We start from the raw sequence: 14,954 nt of genomic DNA, 5'->3' as shown, positions 1-14,954 counted from the left end.
ATTTAATCTATTGTTGATAATAAAAATTAATGAAAAATAAAACAGAGAAAACACTATAAAAAATAACGGATATCAATAAGTTATTAATATCCGTTAGATGTAAGCTATTCAAGGAAAATAATTAATCTTTTGATTATTTACCTTTCAGCAACTGCATGATGTCTTCTGTTTTCTCTTCATCGTCATCATCTTCAAACTCAATACCCAGTTCAACCATTAATTCGTCAATACGATCAAGGGTTTTCTCAGTATAAGCCTGTTCTTCTGCGTTGAGTTTTTCACCGTTTTCAAGACGAGACAGTAATTCATCTAAACGAGCATCGTTTTCTAACTGGTCTAATTCTTGCTCAGGTGTTAAACGAACGGGCTCTGCTTTAACTGGCGCCGGTTTTTTCTTCGCCACTTTTGGTGTATCGCCTACAATCAGAGGGATCGGTTTTTTGCTACCAATACGTGGATCTTTCGGCGCTGTATTTTTCGTTTGCTGTTTGTTTTCCGCTTCCTGCTGACGGTTACCGGCAGGATTGCCACGGTGTTTCTTTTGACGTTTACGTTCACGTCCTTCCGCATTCAGCTCTTCACGAGATTTCTTACGTGCTTTAGCTGCGGGTTTTCTTTTAATCATATTCATAATGGTAACTCGATAGTGATCTTCTTGGTTGCGCAATCTATCAGAAACAAATTTTCAATAAAAGCGCAAATTTAAGACAATTTAATTTTTGCTCACGTACAATGTGCGGTTCGTTTCACTATACTTTACTGTGTTGTGACGTCAATTAACGGCCAAACTAAATTAATTAACTTAAATTTTTATTTATTATGACATTATCATCTGCACAATTACGTAAACCAGTATATTGGTGGGTTATTGGTTATGCGACGCTCTGGATCTTAGTGAGTTATCTCTTTGACCCTACAGTGCCTTATGATGCCGTTGAGGCTGTCAATTGGGGCACTAATGGAGGGTGGGGATCTCCAAAAAATCCTTGGTTTGTTGGTTTTATAATGACACCGGCTATTTATGGCGGTATCGATTTTAGCTTTTATTGGTATTTTATCCACTTTATTGTCATTGCCATTGGATTATTAGGTGTGTGGAACTTAGCCTATAAGTTGACACAAAATACTAACCTAGCGTGGTTTGCTATGTTAGCGCTTAATTTATCTGGCGTTATCAACTTTGATATTATCCCGTATAACGATAATTATATTCTAGTTGGTTGTTGGGCATGGGCGTTCTATTTTTTCCTTTGTGCGATTAATGACAATAAAAAATATTGGATTGGTTTTGCGATTACGATGGGTATTGCCACAATGGGGAAATATTCATCGTTAGCTTTTATTGGTTCTGTGTTTTTATCAAGCCTTTTTGTACCTAAAGTTCGAGCAAGTTACGGCTCCCCCTATTTCTATTTAGCGTTGGCTATTTGGTTTGCTTTTGTTATTCCCAATTTTATTTGGTTATGGCAAACCGATTTTGCCGCTTTTAAGTGGGTCAATTCACAAATAGAAAACCGTTTTAATTTACGTACAACTCGCGCAGCACTGGCAGTTTTTTACCCTGTGATTTTAATGTGGGGAATTTTACGTTTTTATGGTGGGCGAGTAAGTTGGTCTGCATCTAAAGATAGTCAGTTGTTGAATTTTGTATTGTTATTCCCGTTGGCCATTATTTTTGTCTGGTTTAGCTTCCATGAAGGTGGACGTATCACGGAATGGTTACAACCCTTTATGTCAGTTGCAACTGCACTTTTTGTTGGTTCAATTAATGTAATGCCGAAGCGCTCACTTCGCGGAGCACTGTATGGTTTAGGTGTTTTGGGAATGCTAGTGGTTTCGGGTTATACCGTTGTTCAAGCCGCTAATGTGCGTAATGCAGGACAAAAATTTATTGGCGTAAAAACCTTTGTGCAAGATGTTGAACAAGCATGGCATCAGCATTATCACACGCCACTTGCATATGTTGGTGGTGAGTATATGCATGAATGGGTGACTTTTTATGGTAAAGATAGACCATTATCTTCTCAGCCTTGGGTGCTAGAAGAAAACGTGCAACCACCTAATATTTATAATCGACATATTACACTTCAACAATTAGAAGAAAAAGGCGTCGTCTTGGTGAGTGAAGTTGGTTATTACTGTGAAAAAGCGCATTTTAATGAAGGATTAAAGCACTGGCCGAGTTTAAAAATAGCGGATACTCAAGAGATAATGTTTCGTGCTGAACCCGATGCCATTGCCGAGCCGGTTTGTATTGCTTTTGTGGCGCCAAAAACACATAAGGAAAAGTAGAGATGCGTTACGCTGATATTCAGGTTGAAACAGAAAGATTAAGATTGCGTCCTTTTGAAATGGGGGATGCCGAAAATTGGTTTAAGATCATGAGCTCACCTGAAGTGACGCGCTACTGGAGTCATCTTCCTTGGCAATCACTGCAAGAGGCGCAGGAAGATATCATTCAAGATATCACTCATATGGAAAGAAAAGAGTATCTGCGTTTAGCCGTGATAGATAAAGCAACAAATGCACTTATGGGGATGTGTGTTTTCTTTAATCATTACCCTAATTCACGACGTGGTGAAATTGGATATTGTCTTGATACGGCTTATCAAGGCAGGGGGATAATGAAAGAAGCTATGGTTGCGTTTATCACGTATCTCCAAACGCATTTATCTGTTCGTCGTTTAGAAGCCGATATTCACCCTGATAATAAAGCTTCAGCTACGTTGTTAATGAAATTAGGTTTTGAACAAGAAGGATATCTAAAACAGCGTTGGATAGTTGGTGATGAGATTTCTGATTCGATTATTTTTGGTTTGTTGTTGCCTTCGAAAGTAGAGTGATTGCAGCAAATAGAAAGGCACAAGTGGTATATAACACTTGTGCTTTTAGCTATTTAGCCAAAAAAGAGGCGTGATTTTTTAAGCTTAACGCTTGATTTACTGCAAAAATATCACCACGCACTTCTGTGATACCAAAAGATTTTAATCGAGCGCTGTGTTTCTCTAAATAAGCTTGAGCGTTTTCTTTTGAATCAAAAAGATAAATACCTCCCGCTTTTTGTGTTTCTTTATTTTCAGTCCAAATTTTCCAAATAAAGCCAGGCTCTTGGTTGATTGATGCAGATAATGCATCCATAGCTTGTGTCATTTCATTATCGAAAGGACCATGATACGGGAAATCGACTTGTAGAATTACATTCATAATTACCTCTTTTCTTATAAAAAACGGCACGTTATTGGTGCCGTTTTATCTGTATCATCGTGATCTTAATTTATTGAATATTAGAATAAAGAATTTAAATCAATCACATGAGTATCAATCAGTAATATTTTTAAAATAAATAGCAGTGAAACAATCACAACGCATAGATTAATTTCTTTCCAACGGAAAGTACCCACTTTCATCACACAATAGGCAATAAAACCAAGTGCAATACCTTCAGTAATTGAGAAGCTAAATGGCATCATGACAGCGGTAATAAAGGCTGGAACAGATTCTGTTAAGTCATCCCATTTCACGCGCGTAAGGCTGGATGTCATTAATACGCCCACATAAATCAGTGCGCCAGCCGTTGCGTAGCTTGGTACCATGCCTGCGAGTGGTGATAAGAAGATCGCGAGTAAGAAAAGAATACCGACAACAACTGCAGTTAAACCTGTACGACCGCCGACAGAAACACCCGAAGTGCTTTCGATAAAAGCCGTGACAGACGATGTTCCCATTGCGGAGCCTGCAACAGAGCTTAAGCTATCGACATATAATGCTTGTTTCATCCGTGGAAACTTGCCTTTGTCATCAGTTAAACCCGCTTTATCAGTGACACCAATTAAAGTGCCTGATGAGTCAAATAAGTTAACCAACATAAAGGCAAAAATCACACCAGAAAGGCCGATATCTAACGCGCCAACAATATCCACTTTACCTACCACGGTCGTGATGGAAGGTGGCATAGCAAAGATACCTTGATATTGAACATCCCCTAAGAGAAGACCAATGACAGTGGTGATAACAATTGAGATAAGGATTGCGGCATGGATATTACGAGCAGCAAGAATAGCGATAATGAAAAAGCCTAATGCACCTAATAATACGTTATGAGACGCAAAATTACCGATAGTCACGATAGTGTCATTATTAGGAACAATAATACCGGAATTTTTTAAGCCCATCATGGCGATAAAAAGGCCGATACCGCTCGTAATACCAACACGCAAACTCAGTGGAATATGGGCAATTATCCAATAGCGAATACGAAAGAGAGTTAGTAAAAACAGGCCTACTGCACCCCAGAAAATCGCGCCCATCGCAACTTCCCATGAGTAGCCCATTGCGCCAACAACGACAAAGGCAAAAAAGGCATTTAGACCCATAGCTGGGGCAACGGCGATAGGTAAATTAGCCACTAATCCCATTAAAATACTACCAAAAGCCGCAATTAAGCAGGTCGTTACGAAGACGGCTTTGATATCCATATTGGCAGCGGCGAGAATTTGAGGGTTAACGAAGATAATATAAACCATCGTTAAGAAAGTCGTGATACCCGCAATCAGTTCAGTGCGAGCGTTTGTACCGTGTTCCTGTAGCTTAAACACACGTTGGAGCAAACCCTGTGAACCAGAATTTGGTGATGACATGCTCATAGACAAAAGATCCCAAAAAAAATGTTTTTCGCTTTATCCTACACAAATAAAATCAGAACTGCACCTAAAAAAGTAATCGATTGCGTGGAGGGGAAAATCTAAAGCTTAAAAATAGGTTGAGATCCTTTAAGAGTTAAACGGGATAAATGTAAGGAGGCTAGTCATGGTATCGACATGATGCAATTTCTATAGCGGGATCAGTAATACGGTAGATGAGACGATGTTCATCCGTGATCCGTCTTGACCAAAAACCTGTTAAATTATGTTTCAAGGGCTCGAGTTTACCTATTCCGCTAAACGGTGTTCTTTTAATATCTTTTTAGGAATAAAAAAGGAGATAGGGAGTGTCAGGTAAGAATATAATAAAGATAATCTATTTAGTTTCAGGTATCTTATTCGTTTTTTTCTCTATTGAATTATTTATCTCAATAGAAAGTTATGTTGATTATTTTTCTCTTTCTGAAAAAATCAGATCCTCATTTAAAACATCAGTTTTTTTATTTACGGTGCCATCTGTTTTTTATCTTCTCTATTTGCTGGTTTTTCCGCCCCCTAAAAAAAGGACACTAAAAGAAAGTAAAAAAATAATGTTCTCTTTTCTCTTATTTTTTATTTTTGGATGTCTCTTTAGCTTTTTCTTTTCTCGCTATGTTGAAAAAGACTTACTTTCTAAGGGGTATGTTGTTTGTGAAAAGGGATCCTTCGCTAAATCAAATGCTTATGTAGTATCACCAATGTTATGTCGTGATTAGCATCCATTAGGCTTTGTTGAAGTTAAACATAATGATAAGGCTAAATTGCTTTAGCCTTATCATATTATTAGCCTAAACTTTTTTCGGTGAAATATTTTTTTCTAAACGGTAATATCATTTGCCAAAAAGGGCGTTTTTCTTTTTGTGTGGAAAATAATTTCGCAATTCTATTGGCAATAATTTCCAATGAAAAACAGAGAACAAAATAGATAAAAGCAACGAACAGAAAGACTTCCATTGGATAAACCATGCTGCGGTTATTGACTTGTGTCGCTAAGAACGAAAGCTCACCTACACCGACTACATAAGCTAATGAAGTATCTTTGATTAAGGCTATCCACTGATTAATAAACGAAGGTACCATCATGCGTAATGCTTGTGGTAATACGATATACCACAGCACTTGCCAGCGATTAAAGCCTAAAGATAATCCAGCCTGCCATTGCCCTTTTCCAATCGCCAAAATCCCCGCTTTCACGCCATGTGCAATATAAGACGATGTAATTAACGCTAATGCACAAATTACAGTCGTGATTTCAGGTATTTCCATCCCTAATACAACAGGTAAGATAAAATAGACCCAAAATATCAACATAATGACAGGAATAGCACGAAAAAAGCCTAAAAAAGCCGCAAAAAGATTAACCCAGATACCTCGGAGCATAGCCAGAGCAATACCACCTAAGGTACCTAAAATAATAGATGCAATACCCGCAATGATACTGATAAACACGGTCAGCGCTGCACCTTCTAAAGGCCCATCAGGATAAGCACCGAAGAGTAAGTACTGCCAGTTATCAGCAATAACAGTAAAGTCCATATTAATACCCTTGTGCTAATTTACGTTGCTGATGCCATTGTCCCCAAGCCTCCATTAAAGCTATCGCCGCAATATAAAGAATGGTTGCGACACCAAAGGCTTCAAAGGTTCGTAATGATTCTGTTTCGACTTGTCTTGATGCGTAAGAAAGCTCCGCAACACCAATAGCCATAGTCAGTGATGAGTTTTTTATTATATTCATGTATTGACCTAACAAAGGAGGCAGAGCAATACGAAAGGCTTGAGGTAAAATCACATAACGCATAGATTGCCACGGTGTTAAGCCTAGAGCTAAAGCGGCATATTTTTGCCCTTGTTTAACACCTTGAATACCCGCTCTTAGCTCTTCGGCAATAAATGGCGTTGAGTAAAATGTCAGACCCACAATACCAGCTAAAAACTCAAAAGAAGGCCAAGAAAGCGTTACACCTAAGAATACAATCTCATGAGGTGTGTTTAACCACATCATGGCGCTTTGTGGCAGAATTTCTCCTGAGGCGAAATACCAAAAGAACAACTGTACTAACAGTGGAGTATTACGAAATAGTGAAGTATAAGCAGTGGCTAACCAGCGTAATGGTGCAAACGCACTATCTCTTGCAGCACTAAGGGCGAAACTCATTAATGTTGCAATGACAATAGTCCAAAAAGAGATAAGCAAGGTGATTAGAAAACCGTTCCAGAGCCAGCTTAAATAGTGTGACTCAAGAAGGTACTGTGAAAGAAATTGCTCAAACATATAGTAGGCCTATTGTAGGCACCAAACCCCGCAGATGCGGGGTAGGTGTTTTAATAAAGGAATAACTTTGTTTTTAATGGAAGAAGAAAGTTATTACGCTTTAAGGATCAAGATTGTGGTGTTTGCTCTGATAGTGGAGCAAATTTGAAATCGCCACGAGGCTGAGCTGATTTTGTTTCAGGGCCAAACCAACGGTTGTAGATTTCGTCTGCTTTACCTTCTTTTTCCAATCTTAATAGCGTGTTATTAATTTCATTAATTAAACGCTCTTCACCTTTAGCTGCTGCAACTGCTTGGTATTCGCGGGTGATGCTAAACGGTGAAATTTCAAAATCTGCTTTAATGGCATCAGGAAGATTTGCTAATAAACCCACTAATTTTGCATCATCTTGTGTGATGGCTTGTACGTTACCATTACGTAATGCAGCAAAAGCGAGTGGTGTATCGTCATAAGAGATGACTTTGGTGTCAGGATAACGTTCACGTAAAGTGATTTCTTGAACGGTACCCTTATCGGCACCAATACGCAGTGAATGAATTTGTTCTGGATTAGTTAACACCCCTTTACGAGCAATAAATTTTTGCCCCGTTGCAAAGTAAGGAATAGAGAAATCAACCTGCTTAGCGCGTTCATCGGTAATAGTGAAGTTAGCTGCGATTAAATCAACTTTCTTAGAACTTAAAAGAGGGATACGGTTTGCTGGGTTTGTTGGACGCAGTTCCAGTTTTACACCTAAATCGTTGGCGATTTCATTAGCGATATCCGCATCATAACCTGCCAGTTTTTTGGTTTGAGGATCAATAAAACCAAAAGGAGGATTGCTATCAAAGATCGCGATACGTACTACACCTGCTTTTTTTATATCATCGAGTTTATCTGCTTTTGCAATACCTGAGAAAAGCACCGAGCCTGCAATTAATGCTGTTGCCAAAACACGTAATTTCATTATTCACCCCAAAGAAAAGAATTATCATCGTTATGTTGGATATCACGCTATCAAGTTGATCTAAGTTCATAAAATAATAAAAATTGATATCTATATGCTTTTAAGGAATAAGATGAGAAAACGTGTTGAGCTATAAGGGGATTAATTGATGAGAAAATAAAAAAACAGCGACATAAGCGTCGCTGTTTTGAAGAAAAGAAAAAGAGAGATAAATTTAATTAGAGGTGTTGCTGTCGTCACTTTTGGTGAGCATTTTTTCTACTTGGTCGCCACCTAAATGGCGGAAATCATGACCTTTTACGTAATAGAAAATAAACTCACAAATGTTCTGGCAACGGTCGCCAATGCGTTCAATTGAACGTGCACAAAATAGTGCGGTTAACACACTTGGAATAGTGCGAGGATCTTCCATCATATAAGTCATTAATTGACGGACAATTCCCTCATATTCGTTATCAATTTTAGCGTCTTCACGATAGATGCGGACGGCTTCATCCAAGTCCATACGTGCAAACGCATCAAGAACATCATGAAGCATTTGTATGGCGTGTTGGCCTAAAGATTCTAAACTCACGAGTAAAGGTTGATGCTGGTGTGAAAACTTTTCAAGCGCAGTTTTACAGATTTTTTCAGCAACATCACCGATACGTTCTAGTTCAGCGATCGTTTTTGATATCGCCATAATTAAACGTAAGTCACTCGCGGTTGGCTGGCGTTTAGCAATAATTCGCATACACGCATCATCAATGGCGACTTCCATCATATTGACGTTATGGTCACCTTGAATAACTTCATTTGCCAATGCCTGATCTTGATTATGCATTGCCATAATGGCTTTTTTCAGTTGCTCTTCAACAAGCCCACCCATAACCATCAGCTCGGTACGGATATGCTCTAACTCAGCATTAAATTGACCAGAAATATGCTTGTTGTGGTTTAAATTATCCATTGATTGCCTCGTTATCAGCCATAACGCCCAGTGATGTAATCTTCAGTTTGTTTTTTCGCAGGACGCGTAAATAACGTATCCGTATCGCTAAATTCAATTAACTCGCCTAAATACATAAATGCAGTGTAATCAGAACAACGTGCCGCTTGTTGCATGTTATGTGTCACGATAACCACGGTATATTCTGATTTGAGTTCGCTGATAAGTTCTTCAATACGACCTGTTGATATTGGGTCAAGTGCTGAACAAGGCTCATCAAGTAATAAAACTTCAGGACGAATAGCGATACCGCGTGCTATACATAAACGCTGTTGTTGACCGCCAGATAGACTATATCCACTTTGATGTAATTTATCTTTGGTTTCGTTCCATAATGCGGCTTTAGTCAAAGCCCACTGAACACGCTCGTCCATATCAGCGCGAGACAATTTTTCGAATAAACGTACACCAAAAGCGATGTTGTCATAAATCGACATCGGGAAAGGTGTTGGCTTTTGGAATACCATGCCGACTTTGGCACGTAATAGTGCGATATCTTGCTTATCTGTCAGGATATTGTTGCCATCTAGCAGGATTTCGCCTTCTGCACGTTGTTCGCCATAAAGCTCATACATTTTATTAAAAGTACGCAGTAAGGTCGATTTACCACAGCCAGAAGGGCCGATAAATGCAGTCACCTTATTTTTGGCAATATCTAAAGAGATATTTTTCAGCGCATGGAATTTACCGTAGTAGAAGTTCAAATCACGAACTTGAATTTTATTTCCTGCGTTATCATTAGCCATAATCATTCAACGTCTCTCTTGCTTAACTTTCTGCGTTAACCGTGCTTGCGTTTAGCAAACAGCACGCGCGCAATAATATTGATAAATAGAACACAGAGGGTGATAAGTAATACGCCAGCCCAAGCAAGCTCTTGCCATTGTGCAAAAGGACTCATGGCGAACTTAAAGATAGTCACAGGTAAGTTAGCTATCGGTTCGTTTAAGTCTGTGCTCCAGAATTGATTTGATAGTGAAGTAAATAACAGTGGTGCCGTTTCACCTGCAATACGTGCAATCGCTAATAACACACCCGTGATAATGCCTGATACCGAGGCTTTTAAGGTGATTTTAGAGATCATTTTCCACTTTGGTGTTCCTAATGCGTAAGCGGCTTCGCGTAAGCTATCAGGTACTAACTTCAACATATTTTCAGTGGTACGTATCACGATAGGAATTTGCAGTAACGCTAATGCGATAATTCCCGCCCATCCTGAAAAGTGCTGCATCTGTGCAACAACAATGGTGTAGACAAAGAGTCCGACAACAATTGATGGCGCTGACAGCAAAATATCGTTAATAAAACGTGTAGTTTCAGCAAGCCATGAACGACGACCATATTCAGCAAGATAAATGCCTGCAAGAATACCTAACGGTGTTCCAATAACTGTCGCCCACAAAATCAGTAATCCACTACCAGCAATGGCGTTCGCCAATCCACCACCATCAGTATTCGGCGGAGGAGTCATTTCTGTAAAAAGCGCAATTGACATGCCATCAAAGCCTTTGGTGAACGTAGAGAATAAAATCCACGTTAACCAGAAAAGGCCAAATGCCATAGTCGAGACAGATAAAAACAGCGCGATACGGTTTTTTTGACGACGCCAAAGTTGGCGTTTATGGCGTACACGCAGTTCGTTTTCTGTTTGAACTCGTAATGAAGAAGAGGATGTTTTAGACATATCAGCGCGCCCCTTCATTTTTTGATAAACGTAATGTCATAAACTTAGAAATCGCAAGAACGATAAAGGTGATGACAAATAAGATAAGCCCTAATTCCATTAATGCAGCGGTGTGTAATCCCGTTTCTGCTTCAGCAAATTCGTTTGCTAATGCAGACGTAATACTGTTACCTGGCATAAACAGTGAGGCTGAGTCTAATTGGTAGGTATTACCGATGATAAAGGTTACTGCCATGGTTTCACCTAAGGCACGTCCTAATCCCAACATAACACCACCGATAACACCATTACGGGTATAAGGTAGAACAATATTCCAAATCACTTCCCATGTTGTACAGCCAATGCCGTAGGCCGACTCTTTCATCATGACCGGTGTCTGTTCAAACACATCACGCATTACTGAAGCGATATAAGGAATAATCATGATAGCGAGAATAACGCCCGCAGCTAAGATACCGATACCAAAAGCCGGTCCAGAGAAAAGCTCACCAACGATAGGTATAGAAGAGAGCACATTACCGACAGGCTCTTGGAAATAGGTTGCAAATAGCGGTGCAAAGACAAACAGTCCCCACATACCATAAACAATACTTGGGATAGCGGCCAGTAGCTCAATCGCAATACCTAATGGGCGTTTTAACCAATTAGGTGCTAATTCAGTTAAGAAAAGGGCGATACCAAAGCTGACAGGAACAGCAATAATCAATGCGATGACTGAGGTCACAATGGTACCGTAGATCGGTACTAATGCACCAAATTCCTGTGCAGGAGGATCCCACTCTTTAGACCATAAAAATGACAGGCCAAATTGTTGAATACTTGGCCATGAAGCAAAAATCAGTGAAACAATGATACCTGTTAAAAGCAAAAGCGTAATCAACGCAGCTAGACGAACCAGTGCGCTGAAAATAACGTCCCCTCGTTTACTAGGGGCCTTTATTACCGTTGTGTGCTCGGCCATAAAGCCTCTTTTAATTTATTACCCCCTGTTTTACAGGGGGTGAACGTTAACTAATTTCTTAATGGTTGCCGTTTTATTAGTAAATCGGTTTACCATTACTGTCTTTAATACTTGTTTTCCACGCTGTGCGGATTTGTTCTACAACTTCGGTTGGTAAGACAGCATAATCAAGATTTTTCGCTTCCTGATTACCTTTCTCATAAGCCCAGTTGAAGAAATTCAGTACTTCTTTACCTTTCGCTGCATCTTTTTGTGTTTGATGCACAAGGATAAAGGTGGTTGAAGTAATCGGCCATGCATTTTCACCTTTCTGGTTAGTCAGGTCTTGTGCAAAGCTTTTGCTCCAATCAATTTTTCTTGCTGCAGCACTGAAACTGTCTGCTGTAGGCGCAATGACTTCGCCGTCAGCTGTGACTAATTTAGTATAAGCAAGATTGTTTTGTTTAGCGTAAGCATATTCAACATAACCAATTGAACCAGGTACACGTTGAACGAATGCTGCGATACCATCATTCCCTTTTCCACCTAAGCCTGTTGGCCATTTAACGGTAGAGCCGGCACCCACGCCATCTTTCCATGCACTGTTTACTTTTGATAAGTAGCTAGTGAAAACGAAAGATGTTCCTGAACCATCAGCACGACGAATAACCGCGATATTTTGGTCTGGTAATTTTACGCCTGGATTGAGTTTAGTGATGGCAGGGTCGTTCCATTTTTGGATCTTGCCTAGATAGATATTACCGATAGTGTCGCCATCTAAGGTCAGTTCACCTGATTTGATACCAGGAATATTGACTGCCATAACAACGCCACCAATCACAGTAGGAAATTGGAATAAACCGTCAGCGTGTAATTTGTCGTCTGCTAATGGCGCATCAGAAGCACCAAAATCAACGGTATTGGCAATAATTTGTTTAACACCACCAGAGGATCCAATGCCTTGGTAGTTAATTTTGTTACCCGTTTCTTTCTGATAGGAATCTGCCCATTTAGCATAAACTGGGGCAGGGAACGTTGCGCCAGCACCAGTCAGCGAGGTCGTTGCCTGTGCAGAAAGAGCGGTCATTGAAAACGCAGCGGCAATGACACTAGTCAGGGTGGTACGCATCAGTTTCATAATCCCTCCTGTGGGATAGGTAGAATAATTTTCGACATCTATCAACTTCGGTTACGGTACGCACAGACAATAGGTCAGTTTGATGACAATTAAATGTCTTAATTGTGACAGTTTTATGACAAAGCATAAAAATGATGAAATATTTATAGGGGAAAAAGAAAAGAGGAAGTGAGAAAGATAAAAAGAGATAGATTAAGATACGCCTTAATCGTCTTCGTCTTCGCGCTCTTTTAATGGAAAGTTAGCTCGAATTAATAATCCACCTCTAACACTATCATCAAGCTCAACATAACCACCATGAGCATCCATGATACGGCGAATAATGGATAATCCTAAACCAGCCCCCGTTGAGCTACGTGCTTGTTCACCTTGAACAAAAGGTTGGAAAAGACGCTGTCTATCTTCTTGTGGAATACCCGGGCCATCATCTTCGACTTGGAACCAAGCATATTCTTCATTTTTTCCACTTGAAACGCTTATCCAGCCATTGCCATAGCGAGTGGCATTGACAACCATATTGGCAAGTGCTCGTTTTACCGCAATGGGATTAGCCGTGATATTAATAGGTTCAGGATAAAGATGTTCTTCACTGATTTTTCCTGAATTAGATTCAGCTGAAATGACTTCTTGTAATAGATTATTCATATCACACAGTTCTAAAGATATCTCTTTACCTGTGCGCATATAGTCTAAGAATTGCCCAATAATAGCATCACAATCTTCGATATCTTTATTGATCGAGTCTGCGAGGTAACTATCTTCGGGGCTCATCATTTCAGTTGCTAAACGAATACGAGTTAGTGGTGTACGCAAATCATGGCTAACACCCGCCATAACAAGTGTTCTATCATTGTCTAATGAGCGAATGCCTGATGACATTTGGTTAAAGGCACGAATGATTGAGCGCATTTCTGAAGAGCCAGACTCAGGAATAGGAGGAGGAATAACGCCTTTTCCGATCCGGCGCGCTGCATACTCTACTTCATTGAGTGGACGATTTTGAAAACGACTATAAAGCCAGAAAAAAGCGACAACGATAATAATAAAAATAATCGCTTGTCGATACACAGGCAGTAAGAAGTTTTGTCCTAATTCAGTCAGTGGTACACGGATCCAAAGAGAAGGAGAAATATGTGTATTGACCCATAAAACAGGATATTCTAACGTATTTTCGATCCAAATTTCAGTTTTCCCTTCAAGATATTCAGTCATCTGTTCACTTAATTCATCGTCTATTTTGGCCCAATAGAGCCCTTCCTTAAGAGCTGCTTCTTTATCAAAGAAAGAAATGCCTAATTCGTTATAGATTTTATTGCGTAAAGCTGGGGATATTTTTAGCGGGGTTCCGTCAATTAGGATCAGTTCTTCAGGCATTAAAGTGCGTATTTCATACGCTAATACTTTATTAAATTGCTGAAGGCTTGGCCCAACAATAAGGTGCTGAACAACGATATAACTGGCTATCAAGCTAAAAAAAAGTAGCGAGATAACCAGAAATAATGAGCGTGTTAGTTTATTGTGAGGGGAAAGCCTCAGCCTTCTCATTGAACGCTGGTTCCATCAGGAACAAAGACGTAACCAAGACCCCAAACCGTTTGAATGTAACGAGGATGCGTTGGATCTTCTTCAATCATGCGGCGTAAACGAGAAATTTGCACGTCAATTGAGCGCTCCATTGCACTGTATTCGCGACCACGAGCAAGGCTCATTAACTTATCACGAGAAAGCGGTTCACGAGGATGTGATACCAACACTTTCAATACAGCAAATTCACCACTTGTCAGAGGCATATGCTCTTCTTCGTGGAACATCTCACGAGTACCAAGGTTTAGCTTGAATTTACCAAAAGAGACAATGGCATTATCTTGTGATGGTGCACCGGGTAGTTCGTTCGCTTGGCGACGAAGAACGGCGCGAATGCGTGCGAGTAATTCTCTTGGGTTGAAAGGTTTTGAGATGTAATCATCTGCGCCAATTTCAAGCCCTACAATTCTATCAACCTCTTCTCCTTTTGCAGTAACCATAATAATAGGAATAGGGTTATTTTGGCTTCTTAAGCGACGGCAAATAGATAAGCCATCCTCACCTGGAAGCATTAAATCGAGCACAATAAGGTGGATAGATTCACGAGTGAGCAGACGATCCATTTGATCAGCGTTTGCAGCTGTACGGATTTGAAAACCCTGCTCTGTCAAATAGCGCTCGAGTAGTGAACGTAGACGTAAATCATCATCCACGATTAGCACTTTATAACTTTCTTGCATTTTTAAGCTCCCGGAGTGCAAATGCTTTTATTAGCGAAT

Annotated in this window: 16 protein-coding genes and 1 pseudogene; 3 read left to right on the top strand and 14 right to left on the bottom strand. The window is 39.9% G+C overall.

The genetic code is table 11. From position 1 onward, the window contains the following. Nucleotides 1-133: 133 nt before the first annotated feature. Nucleotides 134-631: a Der GTPase-activating protein YihI gene (gene yihI, locus DK858_RS01590; protein WP_109395931.1), complete on the bottom strand. Its 498-nt coding sequence runs from the start codon at nt 629-631 to the stop codon at nt 134-136. 188 nt (nt 632-819) lie between these two features. Between yihI and DK858_RS01585 the strand changes: the two genes are divergently transcribed. Together DK858_RS01585 and DK858_RS01580 are read left to right on the top strand one after the other, a co-directional pair. Next, entirely contained in the window at nt 820-2,292 is a 1,473-nt protein-coding gene (locus tag DK858_RS01585; protein WP_109395930.1) for a glycosyltransferase family 39 protein, read from the top strand. Nucleotides 2,293-2,294: 2 nt separating this feature from the next. Next, a complete protein-coding gene (locus DK858_RS01580) occupies nt 2,295-2,843 on the top strand; it encodes a GNAT family N-acetyltransferase (RefSeq protein WP_109395929.1) in 549 nt (182 codons plus the stop codon). Between the two features lie 49 nt (nt 2,844-2,892). On the opposite strand, the gene DK858_RS01575 is transcribed toward DK858_RS01580, so the two are convergent. From DK858_RS01575 to DK858_RS01565, 3 genes and pseudogenes are all read right to left on the bottom strand, one after another. Beyond that, the gene (locus tag DK858_RS01575) at nt 2,893-3,204 is read right to left on the bottom strand and encodes a monooxygenase (RefSeq protein WP_109395928.1); all 312 of its coding nucleotides are present in this window, start codon (nt 3,202-3,204) and stop codon (nt 2,893-2,895) included. An 80-nt stretch (nt 3,205-3,284) separates the two neighbouring features. Continuing rightward, a complete protein-coding gene (locus DK858_RS01570) occupies nt 3,285-4,643 on the bottom strand; it encodes an NCS2 family permease (RefSeq protein WP_109395927.1) in 1,359 nt (452 codons plus the stop codon). A 157-nt stretch (nt 4,644-4,800) separates the two neighbouring features. Next, a pseudogene (locus DK858_RS01565) lies at nt 4,801-4,962 on the bottom strand (Txe/YoeB family addiction module toxin); the annotation flags it as partial. 25 nt (nt 4,963-4,987) lie between these two features. On the opposite strand from DK858_RS01565, the gene DK858_RS18470 reads away from it, so the two are divergent. Beyond that, the gene (locus DK858_RS18470; RefSeq protein ID WP_109395925.1) at nt 4,988-5,395 is read left to right on the top strand and encodes a DUF1240 domain-containing protein; all 408 of its coding nucleotides are present in this window, start codon (nt 4,988-4,990) and stop codon (nt 5,393-5,395) included. A 67-nt stretch (nt 5,396-5,462) separates the two neighbouring features. Here DK858_RS18470 and DK858_RS01555 read toward each other — a convergent pair whose 3' ends face one another. The 10 genes from DK858_RS01555 to ompR all read right to left on the bottom strand — a co-directional run bounded on the left by DK858_RS01555 (nt 5,463) and on the right by ompR (nt 14,915). Continuing rightward, complete coding sequence (locus tag DK858_RS01555) at nt 5,463-6,215, bottom strand: amino acid ABC transporter permease (protein WP_109395924.1); 753 nt, start codon at nt 6,213-6,215, stop codon at nt 5,463-5,465. Between the two features lies 1 nt (nt 6,216). Beyond that, nucleotides 6,217-6,954 carry an amino acid ABC transporter permease gene (locus DK858_RS01550; protein ID WP_109395923.1) on the bottom strand — a complete coding sequence of 246 codons (738 nt, stop codon included), beginning with the start codon at nt 6,952-6,954 and terminating at the stop codon, nt 6,217-6,219. 107 nt (nt 6,955-7,061) lie between these two features. Next, the gene (locus DK858_RS01545; RefSeq protein ID WP_109395922.1) at nt 7,062-7,901 is read right to left on the bottom strand and encodes an ABC transporter substrate-binding protein; all 840 of its coding nucleotides are present in this window, start codon (nt 7,899-7,901) and stop codon (nt 7,062-7,064) included. A 214-nt stretch (nt 7,902-8,115) separates the two neighbouring features. Continuing rightward, the gene (gene phoU, locus DK858_RS01540; RefSeq protein ID WP_109395921.1) at nt 8,116-8,850 is read right to left on the bottom strand and encodes a phosphate signaling complex protein PhoU; all 735 of its coding nucleotides are present in this window, start codon (nt 8,848-8,850) and stop codon (nt 8,116-8,118) included. A 14-nt stretch (nt 8,851-8,864) separates the two neighbouring features. Further along, a complete protein-coding gene (gene pstB, locus DK858_RS01535; RefSeq protein WP_006534565.1) occupies nt 8,865-9,641 on the bottom strand; it encodes a phosphate ABC transporter ATP-binding protein PstB in 777 nt (258 codons plus the stop codon). Nucleotides 9,642-9,670: 29 nt separating this feature from the next. Next, nucleotides 9,671-10,573 carry a phosphate ABC transporter permease PstA gene (gene pstA / locus DK858_RS01530; RefSeq protein ID WP_109395920.1) on the bottom strand — a complete coding sequence of 301 codons (903 nt, stop codon included), beginning with the start codon at nt 10,571-10,573 and terminating at the stop codon, nt 9,671-9,673. Nucleotide 10,574: 1 nt separating this feature from the next. Then, the gene (pstC, locus tag DK858_RS01525; RefSeq protein ID WP_109395919.1) at nt 10,575-11,534 is read right to left on the bottom strand and encodes a phosphate ABC transporter permease PstC; all 960 of its coding nucleotides are present in this window, start codon (nt 11,532-11,534) and stop codon (nt 10,575-10,577) included. A gap of 76 nt (nt 11,535-11,610) precedes the next feature. After that, nucleotides 11,611-12,651: a phosphate ABC transporter substrate-binding protein PstS gene (pstS, locus tag DK858_RS01520; protein WP_109395918.1), complete on the bottom strand. Its 1,041-nt coding sequence runs from the start codon at nt 12,649-12,651 to the stop codon at nt 11,611-11,613. Nucleotides 12,652-12,855: 204 nt separating this feature from the next. Then, nucleotides 12,856-14,196 carry a two-component system sensor histidine kinase EnvZ gene (gene envZ / locus DK858_RS01515; protein WP_109395917.1) on the bottom strand — a complete coding sequence of 447 codons (1,341 nt, stop codon included), beginning with the start codon at nt 14,194-14,196 and terminating at the stop codon, nt 12,856-12,858. Next, a complete protein-coding gene (gene ompR / locus DK858_RS01510) occupies nt 14,193-14,915 on the bottom strand; it encodes an osmolarity response regulator transcription factor OmpR (RefSeq protein WP_109395916.1) in 723 nt (240 codons plus the stop codon). The genes envZ and ompR overlap by 4 nt, the downstream gene beginning before the upstream one ends. Nucleotides 14,916-14,954 lie beyond the last annotated feature (39 nt).

Source organism: Proteus faecis (assembly GCF_003144395.1).
In the GTDB taxonomy this organism is placed as follows: domain Bacteria; phylum Pseudomonadota; class Gammaproteobacteria; order Enterobacterales; family Enterobacteriaceae; genus Proteus; species Proteus faecis.
This window is presented reverse-complemented; position numbering and strand designations above follow the sequence as displayed.